The organism is Spirilliplanes yamanashiensis, from assembly GCF_016863475.1.
Lineage (GTDB): Bacteria > Actinomycetota > Actinomycetes > Mycobacteriales > Micromonosporaceae > Spirilliplanes > Spirilliplanes yamanashiensis.
This window is the reverse complement of record NZ_BOOY01000007.1, coordinates 1-24,003: the sequence shown is the minus strand read 5'-3', so window position 1 is coordinate 24,003 and position 24,003 is coordinate 1. Positions and strand designations below refer to the sequence as shown.

Here is a 24,003-nt window from a genome sequence, read left to right as displayed (position 1 = left end):
CCCCCGGGTTCGGGCCGACGCCCAACCCTTGCACGCCGCGCGCGCCGTGGCGAGGGCGCGCCCCGGGGTCGCACCGACGCACTCCGCGGGCCGTTGTCCCCCGGACGCGTACCCCTGTCCGGTTCGCGCAGCGCCCCGATCGTCCGTCCGGTTCCGGGCCATCCGCCGATGCCGCGGACGGCGCCGGGACGGTTGGCTGTACCGGAACGCTGAGGAAGGTGACGGCCATGCGGATCACGGTCGGGTACGACGGCTCCCCGGGAGCGCACGCGGCGGTCGACTGGGCGCTCGAGGAGGGCCGGCGCACCGGCGCCGGAGTCCACCTGCTGTTCGTCTCGCCGTGGCCGGTGCACGACGCCCCCGGCCCGCACGAGCGCCCGGACGTGCCCGCGCTGTACCGGGCGGAGCAGCTGCTCGACCGGGCTGTCGGCGTCGCCGGCCGGCTGCACCCGGGCGTGCGGGTGACCCGCGAGGCGGTGCCCGCCGCCGTCGCCGCCACGCTCGTCGAGCGGGGCGAGCGGTCGCGCCTGGTCGTGCTCGGCCGCCGCGGCCTGGGCGGGCTGCCGGGCGCCTCGCTCGGCTCGGTCGCCGCCACCGTGGCCGCGCACGCCACCTGCCCCGTGGCCGTGGTGCGGCCGCCCGCGCCCGGGCGGCGCGGGGCGCCGGTGCTGGTCGGCGTCGACGGCTCGGCGGCCGCGGACGCCGCCCTGGCCGCCGCGTTCGACACGGCCGACGAGCGGCACGCCCCGCTGCGCGTGCTGCGCGCGCTGGGCCCGGACGCCGGCGACGCCGACGTGGCGCGCGAGACCGCGGCGCTCGACGACGCGCTGGCGGTGTGGCGGGAGAAGCACCCGGGCGTCACCGCCGAGCCCGTGGCGGTGCCGCAGGCGGCCGTGCCCGCCCTGCTGCACGCCGCCCGCCGGGCGCAGCTGATCGTGGTGGGCGCCCGCGGCGCCGGCGGCTTCCCCGGCCTGACGCTCGGCGCGACCGGCCACCAGGTGCTGCACCACGCCCCGGCGCCCGTGCTGGTGGTCCGGCAACGGTGACGTTGCGGCCGCAACAGGGCCGACACCTTGCGCATCGAAATTCGGCGATGTGACGATGACCGCAGCCGCGGCGGGGGCGCGTGATCCGCTGCCCGCGTGCGCGGATCCGCCCATCGTCGTGGAGGTTCGATGAGACTCCCCCCGGCAGCGCTGTGCGCCGCCGTCGCCACCGCCGTCACCGCCGCCCTGCTGCCGCCGACCGCGGCGCTCGCGGCGCCGCCGGAGGCGCCCGCCGCCGTGCCCGGTTTCAGCACCTCCTTCGAGGCGGCCGACACGCCGCCGACCTGGACCGACACCGTGGACACGGGTGCGGACGGCGAGCCGCGCGCGGCCGGCGTGGACGGCGGCGCCGACCCCGGCATCGCCGGCAGCGTGGCCGACCGGGTGACGGCGATCGCCGCGAACGCGGAGCCGAACGCCAACGAGGGCAAGGAGAACCTCAACGACGCCGACCCGACCACCAAGTGGCTGGTCGACACCCCGGCGAGCTGGGCGCAGTACACGCTGCGGGAGCCGGTGACCGTGGTCCGCTACGCGCTGACCTCGGCCAACGACGCCCCGTCCCGCGACCCGAAGGACTGGACGCTGCGCGGCTCCACCGACGGCACCACCTGGGTCGACGTGGACCGGCAGACCGGGCAGGCGTTCACCGAGCGGTTCCAGCTGCGCACGTTCGACGTGGCCACGCCCGGCGCGTACCGGTACTACCGGCTGGACATCACCGCGCACGGCTCCGGCGACCTCACCCAGCTCGCCGACTGGCAGCTGTCCGACGGCGGCACGTCGCAGCCGGCCGGGTCCATGCGCAGCCGGGCCGGCAGCGGCCCGGGCAGCGCCCCCGCCGCCAAGGCGCGGGTCGGCTACACCGGGCTCGCCGCGTTCCAGGTGTCGGGCCGGCAGACCGCCGACGGCCGGGCGTACTCGTACAACCGGGTCTTCGAGACGAACCTCACGGTGACCGCGGACACCGAGCTGTCCTACCTGGTGTTCCCCGAGTTCACCACCGGCGACCTCAGCTACCCCGCCACCCACGTCGCCGTCGACCTGGCCTTCTCCGACGGCACCTTCCTGTCCGGGCTGAAGGCCGTCGACCAGCACGGCACCGTCGTCAGCCCGGCCGCCCAGGGCGCCGCGAAGAAGCTGTCGGCGCAGCAGTGGAACCGGGTGCGGGCCCGCATCGGCGGCGTCGCGAAGGGCAAGACGGTCACCCGCGTCCTCGTCGGCTACGAGCGCACCGGCGCCCCCACCACGTTCCGCGCCTGGTTCGACGACCTGGCGATCACCGCGACCGCCCCGGAGAAGCCGAAGGCGAGCCTCGCCGACTACGTCGAGACGCGCCGCGGCACGCACTCCTCGGGCGGGTTCTCCCGCGGCAACAACTTCCCCGCCACCGCCGTGCCGCACGGGTTCAACTTCTGGACCCCGGTGACCGACGCCGGCACCACCGGCTGGCTGTACGAGTGGCACCGGCGCAACAACGCGCAGAACCGGCCGCGCCTGGAGGCGTTCGCCGCCAGCCACCAGCCCAGCCCGTGGATGGGTGACCGGCAGACGTTCCAGGTCATGCCGGGCGCCGGCGGCGCGCCGGTGGCGAACCGGGCCGAGCGGGCCCTGCCGTTCTCGCACGACAACGAGACGGCCACCGCGCACTACTACGGCGTCACGTTCGACAACGGCATCCGCACCGAGATCGCGCCGACGGACCACGCCGCGCTGTTCCGGTTCACGTTCACCGGCGACTCGGGCAACCTGGTCTTCGACAACGTCGACGCCAACGCCGGGCTCAGCGTCGACGCCGCGAACGGCGTCGTCACCGGCTGGTCCGACGTGCGCAGCGGCCTGTCCACCGGCGCCACCCGGATGTTCGTGTACGCCACCCTGGACCGGCCGGTCACCGCGAGCGGCCTGCTGCCGCAGGGCAACCGGCCCGCCACCGGCTACGTCACCCTGGACACCGCCGCCACGAAGACGGTCAACCTGCGCATCGCCACGTCGCTCATCAGCGTCGAGCAGGCGAAGCACAACCTCGACCTGGAGATCGCCGCCGGCGACACCCTGGAGTCGGTGCGCGGGCGCGCCGAGGCCGCCTGGAACGCCAAGCTGCGCACCGTCGAGGTGGAGGGGGCGAGCCACGACCAGCTCGTCACGCTCTACTCCAACCTGTACCGGCTGTTCCTCTACCCGAACTCCGGGCACGAGAACACCGGCACGGCGCAGGCCCCGGTGTGGAAGCACGCCGTGCAGTCGTCGACGACCAGCGCCGCCAACCCGGTCATCGCCGACGGCAAGGTGTACGTCAACAACGGGTTCTGGGACACCTACCGCACCACCTGGCCCGCGTACGCCCTGCTGACCCCCACCCCCGCCGCCGAGATGGTGGACGGGTTCGTGCAGCAGTACCGCGACGGCGGGTGGATCGCCCGCTGGTCGTCGCCCGGCTACGCCAACCTGATGGTCGGCACCAGCTCCGACGTCGCGTTCGCCGACGCCTACCTCAAGGGCATCGACGTGGACGTGGAGGCCGCGTACGCCGCCGCGGTGAAGAACGCGTCGGTGCGGCCGCCCAACGCCAACGTCGGGCGCAAGGGCTTCGACACCTCGCCGTTCAAGGGCTGGACGCCCAGCGACGCCACCGGCGAGGCCATGTCGTGGGCGATGGACGGCTACATCAACGACTACGGCATCGCCAACATGGCGGCCGCGCTCGCCGCGAAGGGCGGCCCCGACGCCGCCCGCTACCGCGAGGAGGCGGCCTACTACCGCAACCGGGCCACCCAGTACGTCAACATGTTCGACCCGGAGGCCGAGTTCTTCCAGGGCAGGACGGCGGCCGGGCAGTGGCGGGTGCCGGCGGCGCAGTACGACCCGCGGGTCTGGGGCCACGACTACACCGAGACCAACGGCTGGAACATGGCGTTCCACGTCCCGCAGGACGGCCAGGGCCTGGCCAACCTGTACGGCGGGAGGGCGGGGCTGGAGAAGAAGCTCGACACGTTCTTCGCCACGCCCGAGACCGCCACGTTCGTCGGCTCCTACGGCGGCGTCATCCACGAGATGCTGGAGGCGCGCGACGTCCGGATGGGCCAGTACGGCCACAGCAACCAGCCGTCGCACCACATCCCGTACATGTACACGTTCGCAGGCTCGCCGGCGAAGACGCAGGCAACGGTGCGGGAGATCCTCGACCGGCTCTACCTCGGCAGCGAGCTGGGTCAGGGGTACGCCGGCGACGAGGACAACGGCGAGATGTCCGCCTGGTACATCTTCAGCGCGCTCGGCTTCTACCCGCTGCAGATGGGCAGCCCGAACTACGCGATCGGCTCGCCGCTGTTCACCAAGGCGACCGTCAACCTGGAGAACGGCAAGAAGATCGTCGTCAACGCGCGCAACAACAGCCCCGCCAACGTGTACGTGCAGTCGCTGACGATCGACGGCACGGCGCACACGTCGACGTCGCTGCCGCACGCCACGATCGCCGACGGGGCCACGCTGGACTTCACGATGGGCCCGAAGCCGTCGTCGTGGGGCACCGGCGCGAACGCCGCCCCGCCGTCGCTCACCACGGGCTCCGCCCCGGCGAACCCGCGGCGTGACATCGCCACCACCGGCGCCCCCGCGGCGCTGGTGGACGACACGTCGGCGACCCGCGCCGCGGTCACCGGACCGGTCGCGCTGGCCGTCACCGGCACCCCGCGCCGGGTCGAGCAGTACACGCTCACCAGCGCGGACACCGCCGGCGCCGACCCGTCGGCGTGGAAGCTGGAGGGCTCCTACGACGGCGCCACGTGGGCGACGATCGACCAGCGCTCGGCGCAGGCGTTCCCGTGGCGGCTGCAGACCCGGCCGTTCACGATCGCCAAGCCGGGCCGGTACGCCCACTACCGGTTCACGTTCACCACGGACGTCAACCTGGCCGAGGTCGAGCTGCTGGCCCGGCCGCCCGCCGGGTGCACGACCAGCATCAGCGGCGACCACCGCGGCTCGGTGACCGCCCGCTCCGGCTCGGTGTGCATCGCGCCGGGCGCCACGGTGCGCGGCTCGGTGACGGTCAGCGGCGGCGCGTCGCTGGTCGTCACGGGCGCCACGGTCACCGGGGCGATCACCGCGACCGGCGCGTCCGACGTCGTCGTCGCGGGCACCACGGTCAGCGGCCCGGTGACGATCACGGGCACCACCGGCACGGCGACGGTCGAGGCGTCCACGGTGAAGGGCGCCCTGACCGTGGTCGGCAACAGGGGTCCGCTGGTGGCCGCGAACGCGATCACCGGCATCCTGACGTGCGCGGGCAACACCCCGCCGCCGACGGACAACGACCTGCCGAACACGGTGCGGGGCCTGCCGATCGGCCAGTGCTCCCGGCTGTAGCTCAGAGCCAGCCGTTGTCCCGGGCCGTGCGGATCGCCTCCGCGCGGCCCGGGACGCCCAGCTTCGTCACGATGGCGGCCAGGTGGTTGCGGACCGTGCCGGGCGACAGGTGCAGGCGGCGGGCGACCATCGCGACCGGGGTGTCGTGCTCGGCGGCGCGCAGGACCTCCAGCTCGCGCGGGGTGAGCGGGCAGTCCGGCTGCGCCAGCGCCTCGGCCGCCAGGGCCGGGTCGACGTAGCGGGCCCCGCCGTGCACCCGCCGGATCACGTCGGCGAGGGCGCCGCCCGGGGCGCCCTTGGCCAGGAAGCCCCTCGCGCCGGCGGCGAGCGCCCGCTGCAGGTGCGCGGGGCGGCCGCGGCCGGTCAGGATCACCGTCGCGCAGCCCGGCAGGGCGCGGGCCAGCTCCGCGGCGACGCCCATGCCGTCGAGGCGCGGCATCTGCAGGTCGACGACCGCCACGTCGGGGCGGTGGGCGAGGGCGGCCTCGACGGCGGCCCGGCCGTCGGCGGCCTGGGCCACCACCTCCAGGTCGGGTTCCAGGTCGAGCAGCGCGGCGACGGCCACGCGGATGAGCTCCTCGTCGTCGGCCAGCAGCACCCGGATCACCCGGGCATCCTCGCATCCACGGTGAACCGGTCACCGTCGGTGCGGGTCCTCAGCGTGCCGCCCGCCTCGGCCAGCCGGTCCGCCAGGCCACGCAGGCCGGAGCTGTGCCGGTCGGCGACCGCCTCGCCCGCGCCGTCGTTGGTGACGGTCAGCCGCGAGCCGGCGCCGTCCACGGTCAGCTCGATCGCGCACCAGGCGGCCCGGCTGTGCCGCAGCAGGTTCGTGCTCGCCTCGCGCAGCACCGCCGACAGCGGGCCCGCCGCCGCCTCCGGCAGGTCGCCGTCCGGGGCGGTCACCGTGCACCGCACCCCGGACGACGTGAGCACCTGGGCGATCGCCGCCAGCTGCTCGCGCAGGTCCACGGCGCGGTAGCCGTGCACCACCTCGCGCAGCTCGGCCAGCGCCGCCGCGGCCAGCTCGCGCACCTCGGCCGCCTCCCGCCGCGCCTGAGCGGGGTCGGCGCTGCGGGCCGCCAGCTCCGCCTTCAGCGCGATCACCGACAGGCTGTGGCCGAGCAGGTCGTGCACGTCCCGCGCGAAGCGCAGCCGCTCCTCGGTGGCGGCCAGCCGGGCCTGCGCGGCGCGGCCCCGGTCGGCCTGCAGCAGCAGGTCCCAGAACCACACCTGCAGGCCGTTCACGGCGGCGATGCCCAGGCCGACGCCGGCGGTGACCACCAGGTTCCGCGTCAGGTCGCCGCCGCCGAGGACGGCGCCGGCCGCGACGGTCACCGCCACCACGGCCAGCGCGGCCGCCCGGCCGGTGAGCAGGAACGCCGTGCCGACGACGGAGGCGCCCAGCCACGCCCACGTCGGCCAGCCCGCGCCGGCCGGGGCGACCAGCGGCACGGAGGCCACCGCCGCCGCCGCGAACGCCCACCGGCCCCGGCGGCGGGCCGCCGCGGTCAGCCACGGGGTGGCGACGCCGTACAGGGCCACGCCGTGCGCCACCGCGAACAGCAGCACCCCCGCCGCGCCCAGCGCCCGCCACACCGGGTCGGGCTCCCGCCACAGGCCGACGGCTGGCAGCACCAGCCCGGACGCGGCGTTCACCGCCAGCGTCACCAGGGTCAGGGCCCGGGCCCGCCGCAGCCGTCCGTCGGTGGTCACGGCCCGATGCTAGGGGCGCGCGGCGCACGGCGGGCCCATGCGGGACGCACGGTCCGGCCGTGCGCGCCGCGGGTACCGGCTGCGCCCCGCCCGGCCGAGGGTCGAGGCATGACGACCACCGCCGTACGCCCGACCCGTGTCCCGCCGTTCGCCCGGCACGCCGCCGAGATGGTCCTGGCCATGCTCGCCGGGATGCTGCTGTTCGGCCCCCTCTGGGAGCCGGTGCTCTCGCCGGCCACGCTGGCCCGCCCCGACGTGGCCGCCCTCGTGACGGCCACCGACATGGCCGCCGGCATGGCGCTGTGGATGTGGCACCGCCGCCACGGCCGGGCGGCGATCGCCGGGATGGCGGTCGCCATGTACGTGCCGTTCCTGGTGCTGCTGCCGCCGTGGTGGGCGGGCGCGCTGCCCGGCGAGGCGGTGCTGCTCGGCGGCCACCTGCTGATGCTGCCCGCGATGGCCGCGGCGATGCTGCGCCGGCGCGCCGAGTACTCGACCGCCGTCCACCCGCCCGCGCCGCACACCCTGCTGCGGCGGTGCTGGCCCACCCTGCTGGCGCTCGTCGTGACGCTGGACAACCTGATCCACCCCACCGTGCCGCCCGCGCTGGCGATGCTCGTGCTGCCGGTCGGCTACCTGGTCATCGGGGCGGCCCGGCGCACCCTGCGCCCGCGCCGCGAGCTGGCCCTGCAGCTCGGGCAGCTCGCGGCGTACCTGGCGCTGGCGGGCGCGGCGCTCGCGGCCGGCGGCGGCGTGGCGACCGTCCTGATCGGCGTCGGCTGGCTCGTCCACGCCGCCTGGGACCTGTGGTACCACCGCCGCGACCGGGTCGTGCCCCGCGGCTACGCCGAGTGGTGCGCGGTCGTCGACGTCGTCGTCGGCGGCACCGTGCTGGCGCTCGCCGTTACTGGAACGTAGCCATCTGCGTCGATATGCTGAGCCGCCGCGGTCGCGCTGATCCACTTCGGACAGCGGGGCCGCCGCGGTGCGACGCCGTGGGAGGGACGATGGCCCGGAGACACCGCCGCCGGACGAGCGGGTCGGCCGCCGTCGCGGTGGGCGCCGTCGTGCTGGTCGTGGGCGGCGCCGTGGTGTGGTGGCGGGCCGGCGGGTCGCCCCCGGCCGAGACCGGCTGCCGGCTGCCCGCCGTGGGGGCGCCGACCGCGGCGGCGGCGCCGGACGCCCCGGACGGCGGCGCGGTGCGGGTCGCCGAGCGCGGGTTCACCCAGGAGAGCCGCGACCTCGACGGCGAGCCGGACGGCCGGGCCGACCGGATCAGCATGGGCGCCGTCGTCGAGAACACGAGCACCCGGGTCGCGTACCGCACCCGCGTCACGTTCGCGGTCACCGCCGCCGACGGCGACCCGGCCGCCGACACCCGGCAGCGCAGCTGGCTCGTGCAGGAGGTGCCGATCATCCTGCCCGGTCAGCGCACCGCCGTCGGCGTGGCCGTGCTGCCCACCCGCGACGGCGACGGCGCCGCCACCCGGGCCGCCACGATGACCGTCGCGCTCGCCGTCACCCAGTGGCTGCCGGCGGACGGGTTCGCCACCGTGACCGCGGCCGCCGTCCCCGGCGCCGCCACCCGCGACGACCACGGCACCGGCACCGTCGACTACGACGCCACGTCGGCGTGGTGCGCGCCGCTCAAGCCGCGCGGCACCGCGCTGGTGTTCCGCGACCGGGCGGGCGAGCTGGTCGGCGGCGACCTGGTGCTCGACGGCTCGGCGCAGCAGTGCGCGCCCGGCGTGACCCGTCAGCGCGCCGCCACCAACCCGCAGGCGGTGCCGTCCACCGCCGACATCGACCGCACGGAGGTCACCGAGCACTGCGACCTGGCCCCGGCGACGGGCCTCATCCCGGGCTCGGTGGTCCCGTCGGGCGTGCCGATCAACTGACCGGCGGTCACGTCAGCGTGGCCGCGTACACGTGCAGGCGGGGGTCGTCGGGCAGGGTGACCGAGCGGATCTGCTTGCCCGCGTCGAGCGCGATCGTGGCGGCGAACAGGGCGACCGGCGGGCCGTCGACGCCCTGGCCGGCCTTGATGCGGTGCGGCATGGCCAGGACCGTGGTGGTGCCCGCGGCGGCGGAGCCGCACCAGTCGGCGACGGTCAGCGGCACCTGCTGGACGCTGCCGTCGGCGTAGCCGACGGTCACGCCGGCCGTCACCGGGCCGTTGTGGGTGGTGGCGACCAGGCGCAGCGCGTCCCGGTCGCCGGCCGGCAGCAGGATCGCCTGCCCGCGGGCCTGCACGAAGTTCGGCGCGGTGCCGCCCGGGTCGGGGGTGGCGTAGGTGACGCCGCCCCAGGTGACCGTGCCGGCGGCGGGCAGCAGGTCCGCGTCGAAGCTCCAGCCGCCGCCGTCGAAGTCGCCCTCGGTGGTGCGGGCGACGGTGGCGGTGCCGTCCTTGGTGCGCTCGGCGGCGAGGTCGACGGCGCACTGGCCGTCCGCGGTGCTCGCGCACGCCGCCGCCGGGCGGACCAGCACGGTGGCCTGCCGGGTGATTGTCGCGCCCGCGCCGCCGACCGTCACCGTCACCGGGTACGCCCCGGCCGGGGTGCCCGCCGGGACGCGCACGCCGACGGTGACGGTGCGCTGCACGGGCAGACCGTTCGAGGCCAGCGCCAGCGGCGAGGCCGGGCTCACCGTCGGGGTGCGCCAGCCCGCCGGGGCGGCGGCCGTGACCCGGGCGGTCACCGTGCCGGGCGCCTGGCCGAGCACGTCCAGCAGCAGGTTCGCGGTGGCGGCGCCCACCGGCACGACCGTGGACGGGGTGCGCAGCGCGGCCGACAGCGCCGTGCGGCGGTCCGGGCCGGGCCGGTTCACCGACGGCGGCGCCGCGGTGGTGGCCGTGCCCCACGCCGACGGCGCGGTGCCCACGGTGAACGCGAGGTCGCCGCCGCGGGCCAGCTGCGACCAGTCCAGCCAGGTGTTCGTCAGCGGGGTGCCGCCGATCGTGGCCGACCGGATGTAGCGGACGGCGTCGCCGACGCCCGGCGCCTCGATGCGCAGGGTGCCGCCCTGGCCGCCGTACGCGCCGATCGTGACCGTGGTCGACGGGAACTGCGGGGTGCTGACGGTGAGCACGCCGGACCCGCTCATCGCCGGGTACAGGCCGAGCGACGAGAACACGTACCAGGCGCTCATCGTGCCCAGGTCGTCGTTGCCGGTCATGCCGTCGGGGCCGGTGGTGAACAGCGTCCACGCCGCGCGCACCGCGGTGGACGCCTTGCCCGGCGCGCCGACCCAGTTGTACATCCACGGCGCCGGCAGGTCGGGCTCGTTGTTCGGGTTGTACGTGGGCTTGCCGTAGTAGTCGTACGGCTGGGTGATCCACTCGGTGCGGGCGGTGCCGGCCGGGTCGGTGAGCAGCCGGTCGTGCACGAAGAACCGGTCGAGCCGCTGCTCGGCGGCCCGCCGCCCGCCCATGAGCGCGACCAGCCCGGCCGGGTCCTGCGGGACGAGCCACTGGTACTGGTACGCCCCGCCCTCGTGGAACTGGTGCCCCGCCTCGACCGGGTCGTACGGCGTGACCCAGGTGCCGTCGACGGTGCGCGGCCGGAACTGCTTGATCGCCGGGTCCCACAGGTTGCGGTACCACTGGCCGCGCCCGGCGAACAGCGCCGCGTCGGCGGTCTCGCCGAGCGCTCGGGCCATCAGCGCCAGGGACGCGTCCGCGGCGGCGTACTCGAGGGTGGCCGACGCCGGGTGCGTGCAGTCGTTGTCGCCGCCCTTGTCGGCGCAGTCGGCGCCGAGCCGCAGCCCGGACGGGATGAAGCCGCGCTCGGCGTAGTGGGTGACGCCGTTGCGCCCGTGGTACGGCGACGACGCCGGCGGCAGCGCGGTGGCGTTGGCCCGCAGCAGCGCGTACGCCTCCCGCTCGTGCCCGGCGAGCAGCCCCTTCGACCAGGCCTCGACGAGGAACGGGGTGACCGGGTCGCCGGTCATGATGTTGGTCTCGCTGTTGACCAGCGCCCACCGGGGCAGCCAGCCGCCGTCGCGGCCGATCGCCACCACGGACAGCGCGACGTCGCGCGCCACCTGCGGTTCGAGCAGTTGCAGCAGCTGGTTCTGCGGTCGGTAGGTGTCCCACAGCGAGAAGTTCTGGTACGGCGTGTGGCCCTGGGCGGTGTGCACCTCGCCGTCGAAGCCGACGTAGCGGCCGTCGACGTCGCCGGCCAGGTTGGGGTGCAACAGCGAGTGGTAGAGGGCGGTGTAGAACGCGGTCCGCCGCTCCGCGGTGCCGCCGCCGACGGTGACGTGCCGCAGCTTCTCCGCCCAGATGGCGCGCAGCGCGGCGCGGGTGGCGTCGAAGTCGTGGCCGTCGCCGGTCTCGGCGGCCAGGTTCGCGCGCGCCCCGGCGACGCCGGTGTACGACAGCCCCACCTTCAGCGTCACGTCCCGATCGGCGGTGGCGTCGAACGTGACCCAGGCGCCGTTGCCGCCGCCGCCGGCCGCGTCGCGCGCCCCGGGCGTCAGGGTGCCGCCGCGCCAGCTGCCGAACGCCGCGAACGGCCGGTCGAACGACGCCGAGAAGTACACGGTGTGCCGGTCGCGGCCGGCGCAGAAGTTGCCCGCCGTGATCCGCCCCTCCAGGGTGCGGTCGCCGACGACGTGGATCTCGGAGTCGAACACCGACTGGTTCGCCTTGCCGGTGTTGAACAGCACGTTGGCCCGGTCGGTGGCGGGGAACGTGTACCGCTGCCAGCCGGTGCGCGCCGTGGCGGTCAGCTCGGCGCCGACGCCGTAGCGCGCCAGGCCCACCCGGTAGTAGCCGGGCTCGGCCTCCTCGTCGGCGTGGCTGTACGCCGAGCGGTAGGCGTTGTGGTCCGAGCTGGTCACCGCGCCGGTGGTGGGCATGACGGGCAGCTCGCCCAGCACCGGGCAGCCCACCCCGGACAGGTGCGTCTGGCTGAAGCCGTGGATGTGGTCCTGCTGGTAGTCGTAGCCGCCCTGCCCGCCGGTGTCCGGCGACACCTGCACCATGCCGAACGGGGCGCTCGCGCCGGGGAAGGTGTTGCCGAAGTTCTGCGTGCCGACGAACGGGTTCACCAGCTCGACCGGGTCGTCCACCGCCGCCGCCGCGGGTGACGGTGGCGCCGCCAGGGCCAGGGTCGCGGCGAGGACCGCGGCCGACAGGACTCCGATGCTCCGGCGGGGCATGCACACCTCCATGACGGCGTCACCGACCGGGCACCACGCTGTCACGGGACGTCGACGTCCGTCAATCGACGCTCACAGGTGCCGGGACGCCTCGCGCCGCGACAGCGCCGACAGCTCCGGGTGTGCCGCCAGGTAGCCGCGCACCGCGTCCGGGTCGGTGCGGGCGTACTGCCGCAGCGCCCACCCGATGGCCTTGCGCACGAAGAAGTCGGGGTGCCCGGCCTGCGCGGTGCAGTACCCGAACAGCCGCGCGGTGTCCGTGGCCGCGCCGCGGTGCAGCTGGTGCAGGATCGCCGTGCGCACCAGCCACCGGTCGTCGTCGAGCGCCCAGGCGTCCAGCTCGGCCGGGGCGGCGGCCACCCCGGCGACCCGGGTGGCGAGCGCGTCGACCGTGTCCCACCACGACCGGGTCGTGACTAGCTCGCGCAGCAGCGGCGCCTCGACCAGCCGCGCGTGCCGGACCAGGTAGTCGCAGGCGAACTGCTGGTACTCCCGCTCCGGCAGCGCCCAGCACCCGCGCGCGACCGCCGCCAGCTCGGCCGGGCCGGGCGCCGGCAGGCCGGCCAGCGCGGCCCGGGCGGCGGCGCGCCGGCCGGGCGCGCTCAGGCCGAGGAACGGGAAGCGGTGCTGCATGTACGCGGCCATCGGCGCCGCCTTCGCCGGGTCGGCCGCGGCGGGGAACGCGCTGGTCAGCCGCGCGAGGAGCAGATCGGGCAGGTCGGGCACACCGAGATCGTCGCACCGTCCGTGCGCGCGGCGGGACCCGTCGAGGGGCTATAGTCGGCGCGGGCCGTGACTGGCGCGTCAAGGTGGGACACCACCGGGGAGCGGTCCCGTCACCGCGACGTCCTGCCGTGCGCCTGGGCCTTCTACCTGTGATAGGGAGGTCCGATGTCCGCACTGAACGCCGAATCGACCGCATTCCGCGCCGCCCTCGAGGTGGTCCGCGCCGTCGAGCCGCGCATCGCCGACGCGATCGCGCAGGAGCTCACCGACCAGCGCGAGTCGCTGAAGCTCATCGCCAGCGAGAACTACGCCTCCCCCGCCGTGCTGCTCGCGATGGGCAACTGGCTGTCCGACAAGTACGCCGAGGGCACCATCGGCCGCCGGTTCTACGCCGGTTGCCAGAACGTCGACACGGTCGAGGCCGTCGCCGCCGAGCACGCCACCGCCCTGTTCGGCGCGCCGCACGCGTACGTGCAGCCGCACTCCGGCATCGACGCCAACCTGGTCGCGTACTGGGCGATCCTGGCCGACCGGGTCGAGGCCCCCGCGCTGGCCAAGGTCGGCAAGCGCAACGTCAACGACATGACCGACGCCGAGTGGGCGGAGCTGCGCCAGGCGTTCGGCAACCAGCGGATGCTGGGCATGAGCCTGGACGCCGGCGGCCACCTCACCCACGGGTTCCGGCCGAACATCTCCGGCAAGATGTTCGACCAGCGCAGCTACGGCGTCGACCCGGCCACCGGCCAGATCGACTACGACGGCCTGCGCGCGGCGGCGGCTGAGTTCAAGCCGCTGGTCATCGTGGGCGGCTACTCGGCGTACCCCCGGAAGGTGAACTTCCGGATCATGCGCGAGATCGCCGACGAGGTGGGCGCGACCTTCATGGTCGACATGGCGCACTTCGCCGGCCTCGTCGCGGGCAAGGTGTTCACCGGCGACTTCGACCCGGTGCCGCACGCGCACATCGTCACGACCACCACGCACAAGAGCCTGCGCGGCCCGCGCGGCGGCATGGTGCTGTGCGGCCCGGAGCTGGCCGACCAGGTCGACCGGGGTTGCCCGATGGTGCTCGGCGGCCCGCTGTCGCACGTCATGAGCGCCAAGGCGGTCGCGCTGGCCGAGGCCCGCCGCCCCGAGTTCCAGGACTACGCGCGGCGCATCGTCGAGAACTCGCAGGCGCTGGCCGCGGGCCTGACCAGCCGCGGCGCGACCGTGGTCAGCGGCGGCACCGACAACCACCTGGTGCTGATCGACGTCGACAAGTACGGCCTGACCGGCCGGCAGGCGGAGCAGGCGCTGCTCGACTCGGGCATCGTCACCAACCGCAACTCGATCCCGCAGGACCCGAACGGCGCCTGGTACACCTCCGGCATCCGCGTCGGCACCCCCGCCCTGACCACCCGCGGCCTCGGCACGGGCGAGATGGACGTGATCGCCGAGTTGATGCACACGGTGCTCAGCCAGACCTCCCCGGCGGGCTCCAAGGCCAAGTACGACCTCGACCCGGCGCTCGCCGAGCGGGTGTCGAAGCAGGCCACCGAGCTGCTGGCGGACTTCCCGCTGTACGGGTCCGTCACGCTGTGACCCGCTGAACCACGCCGCGCCTGTCAGGAACCCCGGCGCTCGGCCACAGGCTCCTGACAGGCGCGGCCCTCAGGGTGGGTGATCGGATCACCCACACCTGGAGGACAACGGTGGAGAAACCCACTCGCCGCACCAGCCTGCTCGTGGCCCTCGGCGTCGCCGGGGCGGCCGGCGCGGCCACCCTGGCCCTGATCGGCACGCCCGCGCTCGCGGAGCAGGCCCCCACCCCGGCCCCGTCGTCGTCGGCGGCCGCCCCGCCGGCGCCCGCCGATCGGCAGGACGCGTTCGCCGAGGCGCTGGCCGCCGAGCTCGGCATCGATAAGGCGAAGGTCGCCGCGGCGCTGGAGAAGGTGCGCGCCGAGGCGAAGGCCGCCCGGCCCGACCGCGGCGACGCGGGGCAGACCGCCGAGGAGCGCCGGGCCGCCCGGATCGCCGCCCTGAAGACCCGGCTGGACGCGGCCGTCGCCGCGGGCACCATCACCGCCGAGGAGTCCGCGGCCGTGCTCAAGGCCGCCGAGGCGGGCGTGTTCCCACAGGGCGGCGGGCGCGGCGGCGCCGGCGGGCCCGGGGGTCCCGGCGGCCACGGCGGCCCGCGCTGACGCGCCCCGCGCCGTACCGGCGCTGACCTGCACCGACGCGCGGCCCGCCGGGGGCGACGACCGGCGGGCCGCCCGCGCGGGCCTGCGAACCCCTCCCGGGACCGCGAAGATGGTGACCGAGCCCTGACTGACAGTGCCGTCCGCTTCCCGCGAAGGAGGGGTCATGCTCGCGCTCACCGCCGCCAACCTGGCCGAGATCGCCACGTCCACCGCCGTCCCGACCTACGACCGGTCCGAGGTCACCGCCGGCATCGCCCACTTCGGCGTCGGCGGTTTCCACCGGGCGCACCAGGCGATGTACGTGGACCGCCTGCTCAACGCGGGCGGGGCGCGCGAGTGGGGCATCTGCGGCGTCGGGCTGATGCCGGGCGACCGGGCGATGCGCGACGCGATGGCCGCCCAGGACTGCCTGTTCACGATGGTCGTCAAGGACGCCGACGGCACGTGGACGCCGCAGGTCGTCGGCTCCATCGTGGAGTACCTGTACGCCCCGGACGACCCGGACGCGGTCATCGAGCGGCTGGCGGCGCCCGCGATCCGGATCGTGTCGCTGACCATCACCGAGGGCGGCTACAACGTGCACCGGGTGACGGGCGAGTTCATGGCGGACAACCCGGCGATCCAGGCCGACCTGGCCGACCCGTCCCGGTCGGCGACGGCGTTCGGCATCGTCGTCGAGGCGCTGGCCCGGCGGCGCGAGCGGGGCGTCCCGCCGTTCACGGTGATGTCCTGCGACAACGTGCAGGGCAACGGCGACGTGGCGCGGCGGGCGTTCACGGCGTTCGCCCGGCTGCGCGGCGGCGACCTCGGCGACTGGGTGGAGCGGGAGGTGGCGTTCCCGAACTCGATGGTGGACCGGATCACCCCGGTCACCACGGACGCCGACCGGGCCGAGATCGAACGCCGGTTCGGCATCACCGACCGCTGGCCGGTCACGTGCGAGCCGTTCACCCAGTGGGTGCTCGAGGACGCGTTCACGGCGGGGCGGCCGGCGTTCGAGGACGTGGGCGTGCAGGTGGTCGGCGACGTCGAGCCGTACGAGCTGATGAAGCTGCGGCTGCTCAACGCCAGCCACCAGGCGCTGGCGTACTCGGGCTACCTGGCCGGCTACCGGCTGGTGCACGAGGTGTGCCAGGACCCGGCGTGGGCCCGGTTCCTGCTGGACTACATGCGCATCGAGGCGATCCCGACGCTGCACCCGGTGCCCGGCATCGACCTGGACCGGTACACCGCGCAGCTGATCGAGCGGTTCTCGAACCCGGAGGTGCGCGACACGGTGGCCCGGCTGTGCGCGAACTCCTCCGACATGATGAGCAAGTTCCTGTTGCCGGTGATCCGGCACAACGTCGCGTCGGGCGGGCCGGTCGAGCGGTCGGCGGCGGCGATCGCCTGCTGGGCCCGCTACGACGAGGGCGTCGACGAGCAGGGCGAGCCGATCGACGTGGTGGACCCGCTCAAGGAGCAGCTGACGGCGGCCGCCCGGCGGCAGCGGGAGGACCCGCTGGCGTTCCTGCGCAACCGCGACATCTTCGGCGACCTGGCTGACGACCCGCGCTTCGCGGCGGCGTACACCGGGCACCTGGCCGTGCTGCACGACCAGGGCGTCCGGGCCATGCTGGACCGTCTCAACGCGACCTGACCGTGCTGCCGAACGACCGCGGCCCGCAAGGGTCGCGGTCGTTCGCCCGATTCGTTCTTTCTGTGAAAAACCCGTCCCACGGCTTGCCACCGAACCGGACAAAACACCATTATCTTCGTCGGCTCCGCACCATCCGGGCGCGGGCGGGCGAAAGGACACGGTCACAGGTGGAATCCGCTCCCACCACCGGTACGCGCTCGCACGACCCCGCCACCCTCGACCTGGGCGGGCGTTGCGTCGGCAACTCGTACATCCTCATCCGGCCCGTCGGCCACGGCGCCACCGGCACCGTCTGGCGCGCCGTCGACCGCGGGTCCGGCGAGCAGGTCGCCGTCAAGCTGCTGCACGAGAGCCTGCTGCGCCAGCCGAAGCTGGTCACGCGGTTCGTGCAGGAACGCACCATCCTGCTGATGCTGCGGCACCGCCACGTCGTGCGGGTCCGCGACCTGTTCAGCGTCAACGAGTCCCTCGGGCTCGTGATGGACCTGGTCGCCGGCGGCAGCCTGCGCGGCCACCTGCGCGAGCGCGGCACCCTGGCCGCCGCCGACGCCGCCCGCCTCGCCGGGCAGGTCGCCGCCGCGTTGACCGAGGCGCACGCGATGGGCATCGTGCACCGCGACCTCAAGCCGGACAACATCCTGCTCACCGGCGCCGAGGACGGCGGCGAGCCGGAGACCCGGCTCACCGACTTCGGCATCGCCCGGGTGCTCAGCACGCCGGGCCTGACCACGCCGCACGCCGTCGTCGGCACCCCGTACTACATGGCGCCGGAGGCGTTCCACGGCGCGCCGACCGACCCCAAGGTGGACGTGTACGCCCTCGGCGTCGTGCTCTACGAGCTGGTCGTCGGCCACCCGCCGTACGTGGAGGACTCCATCCCGGAGCTGATGCGCCGGCACCTGGAGGACCGCCCCGAGCGACCGGACGGCCTGCCCGACGACCTGTGGTCGGTCGTCGAGGCGTGCATGCACCGCGACGCCCGCAAGCGCCCCACCGCCGCCGACCTGGTCGGCATGCTGGCCGCGGTGGCGCGCACCGCGACCGGGGTCGCCGCCCTGCCCGCCCCCGACCCGCGCCCGGCCACGGAACTCGGCTCCGCGCAGGAGGCCCCGCCGGCGGCCCCGCCCGCCTCACCCGCCGCCCCGGCGGCCGCTGGGCCGGCCGTGCCGCAGCAGGCCGCGCCGGTCAGCCACCCGTCGCTGCCCGGCAGCGCCCAGCCGCCGCCGCAGCGGCGCAACCAGGCGCCGTCCTGGCGGTGGGTGCGGCCGGGCCTGTTCTCGCTGCTCATCGTCGCCGCCATGCTCGGCTCCGGGGTGGCCGCCAGCGCCTGGCAGACCAGCCGCGCCGAGGCCGGCCGCGACGAGGCCCTCACCCTGCCCGCCGCCCCCGGGCCGGCGGGAACCCACGCGCCGCAGCCGACACCCACCGGGCCGCGGCCCACCGCGGCCGCCGTCACGATGCCCGCGAGCGCCGACCGCCTGCCGCCCGGCGGCGAGCCCGTCGCCGACCGGCCGGTGCGCAAGCCGGCCGGCAAGGCGTCCCCGGCGCCCGCCCGCACCACCACCCGGCCCGCCCGGGTGCCGGAGGCGACGCCGTGGGGACCGTACGAGTGCCGGGACCTCGTCTCGTTCACGTTCGGCTTCCCGATGCTCGCCAAGCCGTGCCACTCGCTCGGCACGGGCATCCGGGCCACCGCCGCGATGGCCGCCGCCCCCGGCACGACCGCGCGCGTCAGCGTGCGCCTGCAGAACGCCGCCACCGGCGCGACGGCCGGCGGCAGCCGCACCTGCGGCACCCTGTCCTTCACCAAGGAGGGGCTGACGCAGCGCTGCGGGCCGGTCGAGTTCGCCGCGCCGCGCGGGCACCGGTACGTGCTGGTGATGACGTGGCAGCACAGCCACGAGGGCAAGCTGGTGCTGGGCAGCGCGAAGGGCGAGGAGTTCGCCTGGTGACCCGGGCGGGGTGGCGCGGGCGGCATACGGTCGGCTGACCGCACCCGCCGGAGGGAGTCCCCGATGCGCCGCCCCGTGGCCCTGGCCGCCCTGCTCCTGCTGAGCCTCGCGGCCTGCACGGACGACGCCGACCCGGCCGGATCACGGCCACCGTCGGCCCCGCCCTCGGTCGCACCCTCGCTCCCGGCTTCCACGTCGGTTCCGCCCTCCGTCGCGCCGACCGGCCCGTCCACGGGGTCGCCCGGTGACGGCGGGGACGGGCCCGCCTGCACCTCCGCCGGGCTGGAGGTCACCGCCGGGCAGCTGACCGCGCAGCGCGGGGCGTTCACGTACCCCCTGGAGGTGCGCACCCGCGGCGGCACCTGCGCGGTCGCCGGGCCGCTGCGGCTGGAGGTCGTCGACGCCCGCGGCGGCGTCGTGGCCTCGGCCCAGGCCACCGGCCCGGCGGCGCTGGAGGGCGGCCGGGTCTACGCCACCGAGCTGGGCGCCCCCAACCCGGGCCGGTGCCGCCGGATGACCGGCACGATCCGGGTCACGCTCGGCGCTGCCACGGCCGCCGAGACCACCGGGGTGCGGGTGGGCGTCTGCGGGCGGATCACGGCGGCGCCGCTGCGCTGACGCTCACTCCTCGATGGCCCCGCCGACCGCGCGCAGGTGCTCGCGGAACGTCAGCCCCGGCCGGGCGGCGCGGGCGGCCACGAACGCGCCGAGGCCCAGCTGCGCGCGCAGCGGCTCGCCGGCGCGGATGCGGTCCGCCTGCCGGCGTTCCGTGTCGCGCACCGAGGCGGCGACGGCCAGCAGCTCGTCCGCCCGGCCGGCCGGCAGGAACAGCGCGCCGTCGTCGTCGCCGACCACCACGTCGTCCGGGCCGACCGTCCACTCGCCGACGGTGGCCGACGCCAGCGCGCCGGGCGGCCGCGCGTCGAGCCGCAGCGGGCCGGTGGGCAGCGCGCCCAGGCTCAGCACGGGCAGGCCGATGGCGCGGATGTCGGCCGTGTCGCGGTGCAGCCCCCACACGACCAGCCCGGCCAGCCCGGCGGCCTGCGCCTCCAGCACGACCAGGTCGCCCACGCACGCCTCGTCGCGGCGGCCGGCGTTGTCCACCACCAGCACGTCGCCGGGCCGGGCGCCGTCGATCGCCTCCAGGAACACGTCGACGCTGCCCGCGTGCCGGGCCGGCAGCACCCGCCCGGCCAGCCGGGTGCCGGGCGTCACCGGGTGCAGCGGGACGCAGCGCACCGGCACCCCGGCGCGCACGCAGGCGTCCGCCAGGTGCGCCGTCGTGACCGGCACGGCGTCGCCGCCGAACGGACGGTGGGAGGGTGGGCCGGCCGCGGCCGGTCCGGCGGGTCCGGTGTCCATGCGAGCGACCGTAACCGCGCCGGGGCGCCCGGCGGGGGCCAACAACCGCCGCGATCGGGCCAGATCAGGCGGTGCGGCGGCCGCGCTCGCGGTGCCGCGGCGCCGCCACCGGCGCGACCCGCCGCCCGGCCGGCCAGTGCCGCACCAGCGTGCCGCCCACCGGCACCGCCGCCCACTCGGCCTGGGCGGCGCGCACCGCGGCGACGGCCCGGCCGAGCGCGGCCAGGTCGACAGGCCGGCCGCCGAACCAGTCGCGGGCCAGCCGGGGCAGCTCGGCGTCGGGCCGGGCGGCCGCCGCCTCGGCGAACCCGCCCAGCAGCTCGGCGTACTGCACCGCGTCGCGGTGGGCCTTCTTCAGCGCCGCCGAGCGTTCCGCGGCGTGCGGGGGCCGGCGGCCGGACACGTGGGTCATGCTGCCCCACACCACCCCGCCGGCGATGGCGCCCCAGACGCCGTCGGCCATGCCGAGCGCGTCCTCGACGGTCAGGTGCACCAGGTCGTGCGGGAGGTGCGCGGTGACCGGCCCGGCGTGCATCCGGTAGACGACGCGGTCGTCGCGCTCGATGAGGACGTCGCCCCACTGGTGGTCGGCGAGCCGGGTGAACGTCACACGCATGCCCCCACCGTCGCGGCTGCGCGGCCCGGCGGCAACCGGTTTTGCGGGGCAGCGCGGGCCCGCCCCGCGCCGCTACGCTCCGGCAGCGTGAACGACGCCGAGGACGACGCCGGGAACGACGCCGAGGACGAGCTGTGGGACCAGCTCGGCGAGGCCGGCCACCGGCCGCCCGGACCCGAGCACACCGCCCTGCTGGAGCGCATCGTGCAGCACTCCGACCTGGACGCGATGCCCGAGCTGGCGGTGGCGGCCCGGCGGGCGCTCGCCGACGTGTACTGCGCCGACGGCCGGTGGGCGGCCGTGTTCCGGATGTTCGACGAGTGCCTGGCCGCGCACGACCGCCAGCCGTGGCGGTTCACCCGCCTCGAGGAGGACGGCCTGCTCGGCTGGTACGTGTTCGTCGCCGACGCGATGGCCGACTTCCCGCGGGTGCCGCTGCCCCGCATCGAGCACGCCCTGCACGACGTGGAGCGGCGGCTGCGCGCCGGCGGCCGGGACCTCGCGCCGCTGCACGCCGCCCGGCGCCGGCTGGCGCAGGCGGTCGGCGACGAGGCCGGCGAGCGGGCCGCGTTCGCCGCCTGGCGGCCGCGCCCCGGGTCTGCCGCCGACCTGACCGCGCTGGTCGAGCGGGCGGTGCTGCGCGGTGCGGACGGCGCAGCGTACGACCTGGCCGAGCCGGTGCTCACCGGCCGCGAGCGGGTCGACGGCAGCTGCGTGCCCGTCGCGTGCCTGGTGCTGCTGCCCGCGCTGCGGCTCGGGTTCCCGCAGGCGGCGGCCGGGCTGGCCCGGTTCGTGCGCCGCAGCCTGCCGTACGACACGCACCGCTACGAGCACCTCGCCCGCTACATGGAGTTCTGCGCGCTGACCGGCAACGCCGACGCCGCGTACGACCTGCTGGGGCTGCTGGACGACTTCGAGACGTTCGAGCGGCCCGCCGGGCGGCTGGAGTACGCCGTCGCCGTGGCGGTGCTGACGGGGTCGATGCTGCGCGCCGGGCACACCGCCGACGTCGGGGAGACCCCGCTGTGGCTGCTGCACGAGCGGATGCGCGACACCGCCACCGAGCTGGCCGCGAAGTTCGACGCCCGCAACGGCGGCCCGGCGTGCGGCGACCGCGTCCGCGCCCGGCTCGACGCCGCGCCGCTGGAGTTCCTGCCGCTGACCCCGGGCGCGGTGCGGCCGGTCGACCCGCGCCCGCCCGCCGGGCTGTCCGACGCGGAGCTGCTCGACCGGGCCCGCCGGCACGACCAGCGCTGCGAGCCCGACGAGGCGCGCGCCTGCCTGGCCGCCGTCCGGGAGGCGCCGGGCGCGCTCGCCGCCCACCTGGTGGAGCTGCGGGCGATGCTGCACCAGGGCCCGGGCACGGCGGACGCGCTGCGCTGGGCGATCGCCTGCCACCGCCAGTACGGCGACGAGACCCGGGCCCTGCTGGCGACGTGCTGGCTGGGCCTGCTGCCGGGCGAACCGGCGGGCACCACCGCGGGAGCCGCCGCGGCGCTGCGGGCCCGCCCCGACGACCGGGCCGCCGCGTGGGGCGACCACTGGCTGGCGTACGACCTGATGCGGGCCGGCCGCGACGCCGACGCGTTCGCCGCCCTGCGCCGGGGCGCCGCCCGCGCCGCCGCGGACCCGCTGATCGCCGGGTCGTTCGCCCTGCTGGCCGCCGCCTGGGGCGGCGACGCGGACCCGGCGGCCGCCGCCGACGCGCTCGTCACGGCGGGCGCGGGGCGCAAGGCCGTCGAGGCGCTGGACCTGCTGGCCGACCCGGCCGCGTACGCGGCCGACCGGCTGTGCCGCGACCTGCCGCCGGTGGTGCACGGGCACCTGCTGTACCTGCGCGCCCGCGAGCTGGCCGCCGCCGGGCGCGCCGCGGAGACCGCCGACGACCTGGCCGAGGCGGCCGGCGTGGCCCGCGCCCACCGGCTCGACAGCACCGCCGCGGAGCGGCTGCTGGTGGCGGCCCACCACGCCGCCGGCCGGTGGGTGGAGACGGTGGACGCCGCGGTCGCCGTCGCGGGCCGGCTCGACGGCGACGCCGCCGCCGAGGTGCGCCTGCTGTGCGCGGACGCGCAGCGCCGGTGCGGCCTGCCGTGGGCGGCCCTCGCCGAGTACGCCCAGCTGCCCGGCCACCCGGCGGCGGAGGCGGCGGCCGCCGAGCTGCGCCGCGAGCTGGGGCTGCCTGGCTGACCGCGTGCCGCACCGCCACCGCGCCGGTGCCCAGCGCCGTGGCGTCCAGCAGCGTCAGCGTCAGGTCGCGGGTGAGCCCGTCCGTCCAGCGCTGGCCCGGCCGCCGGCACCTTCGGGTTCAGGACGACCAGCGTCTCGTCGACCAGGCCCGCGTCGAACAGCGGGCCCACCGTCGCGGGGCCGCCGGACAGCGCGATGACGCCGTCGCCGGGGCCGGCCTTCAGCTCGGCGACGGCCTGCGCCAGGTCGCCACGGTGGTCATCCGGTTCACCAGGTCGCCGAACTCGCGGTCTGCACGTGAAACACCAGGTTCCGCATGGCATCAGCCTGCCGGTCAGATCTGCGGTCGGCTGTCCGACACGTCGGCACGCGCCCCGGCGGCCGCGGCGTTAGCGTCGGTCCATGATGCGCAAAGCGGCTTTCGCGGTGCCCCTGGTCCTGGTGGCGGCCCTGTTCCCCGGCGCGCCCGCCGCCGCCCACGGCGGCGCCTACACGCCCGGCGCGCCCGGCGTCGGCGACCCCTACTACCCCCTGGACGGCAACGGCGGGTACGACGTCGGGCGGTACGACCTCGACCTGCGGTACACGCCCGCCACCGACGTGCTCGCCGGCTCGGCGACCATCCGCGCGCGGGCGACGCAGAACCTGTCCGCGTTCAACCTCGACCTGCACGGGCTCACCGTCCGATCGATCACCGTGGACGGCCGGCCCGCCGCCTGGTCGCGGGCCGGCGACGAGCTGACCGTCACGCCGCGCCGCGGCATCCGCAAGCACCGGCCGTTCACCACCGTGGTGCGCTACGACGGCGTCCCGCAGGTCTACGACGACCCGGCGCTCGGCCCCGGCGGCGTGTTCCACACCGACGACGGCATGGTGATCATCGGGCAGCCGGACGTGGCGGCCGCCTGGTTCCCCGCCAACGACCACCCGACCGACAAGGCCCGCTTCACCATCGCCATCACCGCGCCCGCCGGGCTGGAGGTCGTGTCCAACGGCGACCTGGTGGCGCGCCGCCGGGCCGGCAGCGGCTGGACCCGGTGGACGTGGCGGG

At 76.2% G+C, this 24,003-nt stretch carries 17 protein-coding genes and 1 riboswitch; of the genes, 11 read left to right on the top strand and 6 right to left on the bottom strand.

Translation table 11 applies throughout. From position 1 onward, the window contains the following. Positions 1-227: 227 nt before the first annotated feature. A complete protein-coding gene (locus Sya03_RS06400; RefSeq protein WP_203937250.1) occupies positions 228-1,046 on the top strand; it encodes a universal stress protein in 819 nt (272 codons plus the stop codon). A 129-nt stretch (positions 1,047-1,175) separates the two neighbouring features. Then, the gene (locus tag Sya03_RS06395) at positions 1,176-5,411 is read left to right on the top strand and encodes a GH92 family glycosyl hydrolase (protein ID WP_203937249.1); all 4,236 of its coding nucleotides are present in this window, start codon (positions 1,176-1,178) and stop codon (positions 5,409-5,411) included. 1 nt (position 5,412) lies between these two features. Here Sya03_RS06395 and Sya03_RS06390 read toward each other — a convergent pair whose 3' ends face one another. Then, the gene (locus Sya03_RS06390) at positions 5,413-6,018 is read right to left on the bottom strand and encodes a response regulator transcription factor (protein ID WP_203937248.1); all 606 of its coding nucleotides are present in this window, start codon (positions 6,016-6,018) and stop codon (positions 5,413-5,415) included. Next, positions 6,015-7,124 carry a sensor histidine kinase gene (locus tag Sya03_RS06385; RefSeq protein ID WP_203937247.1) on the bottom strand — a complete coding sequence of 370 codons (1,110 nt, stop codon included), beginning with the start codon at positions 7,122-7,124 and terminating at the stop codon, positions 6,015-6,017. Before Sya03_RS06385 ends, Sya03_RS06390 begins: the two co-directional genes overlap by 4 nt. A gap of 108 nt (positions 7,125-7,232) precedes the next feature. Between Sya03_RS06385 and Sya03_RS06380 the strand changes: the two genes are divergently transcribed. Both Sya03_RS06380 and Sya03_RS06375 read left to right on the top strand, forming a co-directional pair. Then, positions 7,233-8,042 (top strand): hypothetical protein, encoded by an 810-nt coding sequence (locus Sya03_RS06380; protein WP_203937246.1) that lies wholly within the window; start codon positions 7,233-7,235, stop codon positions 8,040-8,042. Positions 8,043-8,131: 89 nt separating this feature from the next. Next, positions 8,132-9,022: a hypothetical protein gene (locus tag Sya03_RS06375; protein WP_203937245.1), complete on the top strand. Its 891-nt coding sequence runs from the start codon at positions 8,132-8,134 to the stop codon at positions 9,020-9,022. A 7-nt stretch (positions 9,023-9,029) separates the two neighbouring features. Here Sya03_RS06375 and Sya03_RS06370 read toward each other — a convergent pair whose 3' ends face one another. Beyond that, a complete protein-coding gene (locus tag Sya03_RS06370) occupies positions 9,030-12,287 on the bottom strand; it encodes a GH92 family glycosyl hydrolase (RefSeq protein WP_203937244.1) in 3,258 nt (1,085 codons plus the stop codon). Positions 12,288-12,359: 72 nt separating this feature from the next. Then, on the bottom strand, positions 12,360-13,013 hold the full coding sequence (locus Sya03_RS06365) for a DNA alkylation repair protein (RefSeq protein WP_203937243.1): 654 nt from the start codon (positions 13,011-13,013) through the stop codon (positions 12,360-12,362). Between the two features lie 56 nt (positions 13,014-13,069). Further along, a riboswitch (ZMP/ZTP riboswitch) is annotated at positions 13,070-13,160 on the top strand. A gap of 18 nt (positions 13,161-13,178) precedes the next feature. Here Sya03_RS06365 and Sya03_RS06360 point away from each other — a divergent pair. The 5 genes from Sya03_RS06360 (at position 13,179) to Sya03_RS06340 (ending at position 19,405) form a co-directional block, all read left to right on the top strand. After that, on the top strand, positions 13,179-14,597 hold the full coding sequence (locus Sya03_RS06360; protein WP_203937242.1) for a glycine hydroxymethyltransferase: 1,419 nt from the start codon (positions 13,179-13,181) through the stop codon (positions 14,595-14,597). A 110-nt stretch (positions 14,598-14,707) separates the two neighbouring features. Then, positions 14,708-15,196: a hypothetical protein gene (locus tag Sya03_RS06355; protein ID WP_203937241.1), complete on the top strand. Its 489-nt coding sequence runs from the start codon at positions 14,708-14,710 to the stop codon at positions 15,194-15,196. A 163-nt stretch (positions 15,197-15,359) separates the two neighbouring features. Next, on the top strand, positions 15,360-16,835 hold the full coding sequence (locus Sya03_RS06350) for a mannitol dehydrogenase family protein (protein ID WP_203937240.1): 1,476 nt from the start codon (positions 15,360-15,362) through the stop codon (positions 16,833-16,835). Between the two features lie 167 nt (positions 16,836-17,002). Continuing rightward, positions 17,003-18,787, top strand: coding sequence for a serine/threonine-protein kinase (locus Sya03_RS06345; protein ID WP_239107160.1), 1,785 nt, complete (start codon positions 17,003-17,005; stop codon positions 18,785-18,787). A 63-nt stretch (positions 18,788-18,850) separates the two neighbouring features. Continuing rightward, positions 18,851-19,405, top strand: coding sequence for a hypothetical protein (locus Sya03_RS06340; RefSeq protein WP_203937239.1), 555 nt, complete (start codon positions 18,851-18,853; stop codon positions 19,403-19,405). 3 nt (positions 19,406-19,408) lie between these two features. Here Sya03_RS06340 and Sya03_RS06335 read toward each other — a convergent pair whose 3' ends face one another. Next, on the bottom strand, positions 19,409-20,149 hold the full coding sequence (locus tag Sya03_RS06335; protein ID WP_203937238.1) for an RraA family protein: 741 nt from the start codon (positions 20,147-20,149) through the stop codon (positions 19,409-19,411). Positions 20,150-20,213: 64 nt separating this feature from the next. Beyond that, positions 20,214-20,765: a hypothetical protein gene (locus Sya03_RS06330; protein ID WP_203937237.1), complete on the bottom strand. Its 552-nt coding sequence runs from the start codon at positions 20,763-20,765 to the stop codon at positions 20,214-20,216. An 87-nt stretch (positions 20,766-20,852) separates the two neighbouring features. Between Sya03_RS06330 and Sya03_RS06325 the strand changes: the two genes are divergently transcribed. Together Sya03_RS06325 and Sya03_RS06320 are read left to right on the top strand one after the other, a co-directional pair. Beyond that, entirely contained in the window at positions 20,853-22,952 is a 2,100-nt protein-coding gene (locus Sya03_RS06325; protein ID WP_203937236.1) for a hypothetical protein, read from the top strand. Positions 22,953-23,354: 402 nt separating this feature from the next. Next, positions 23,355-24,003: gluzincin family metallopeptidase (locus tag Sya03_RS06320; protein WP_506347068.1), on the top strand; the 649-nt coding region annotated here is incomplete at its 3' end.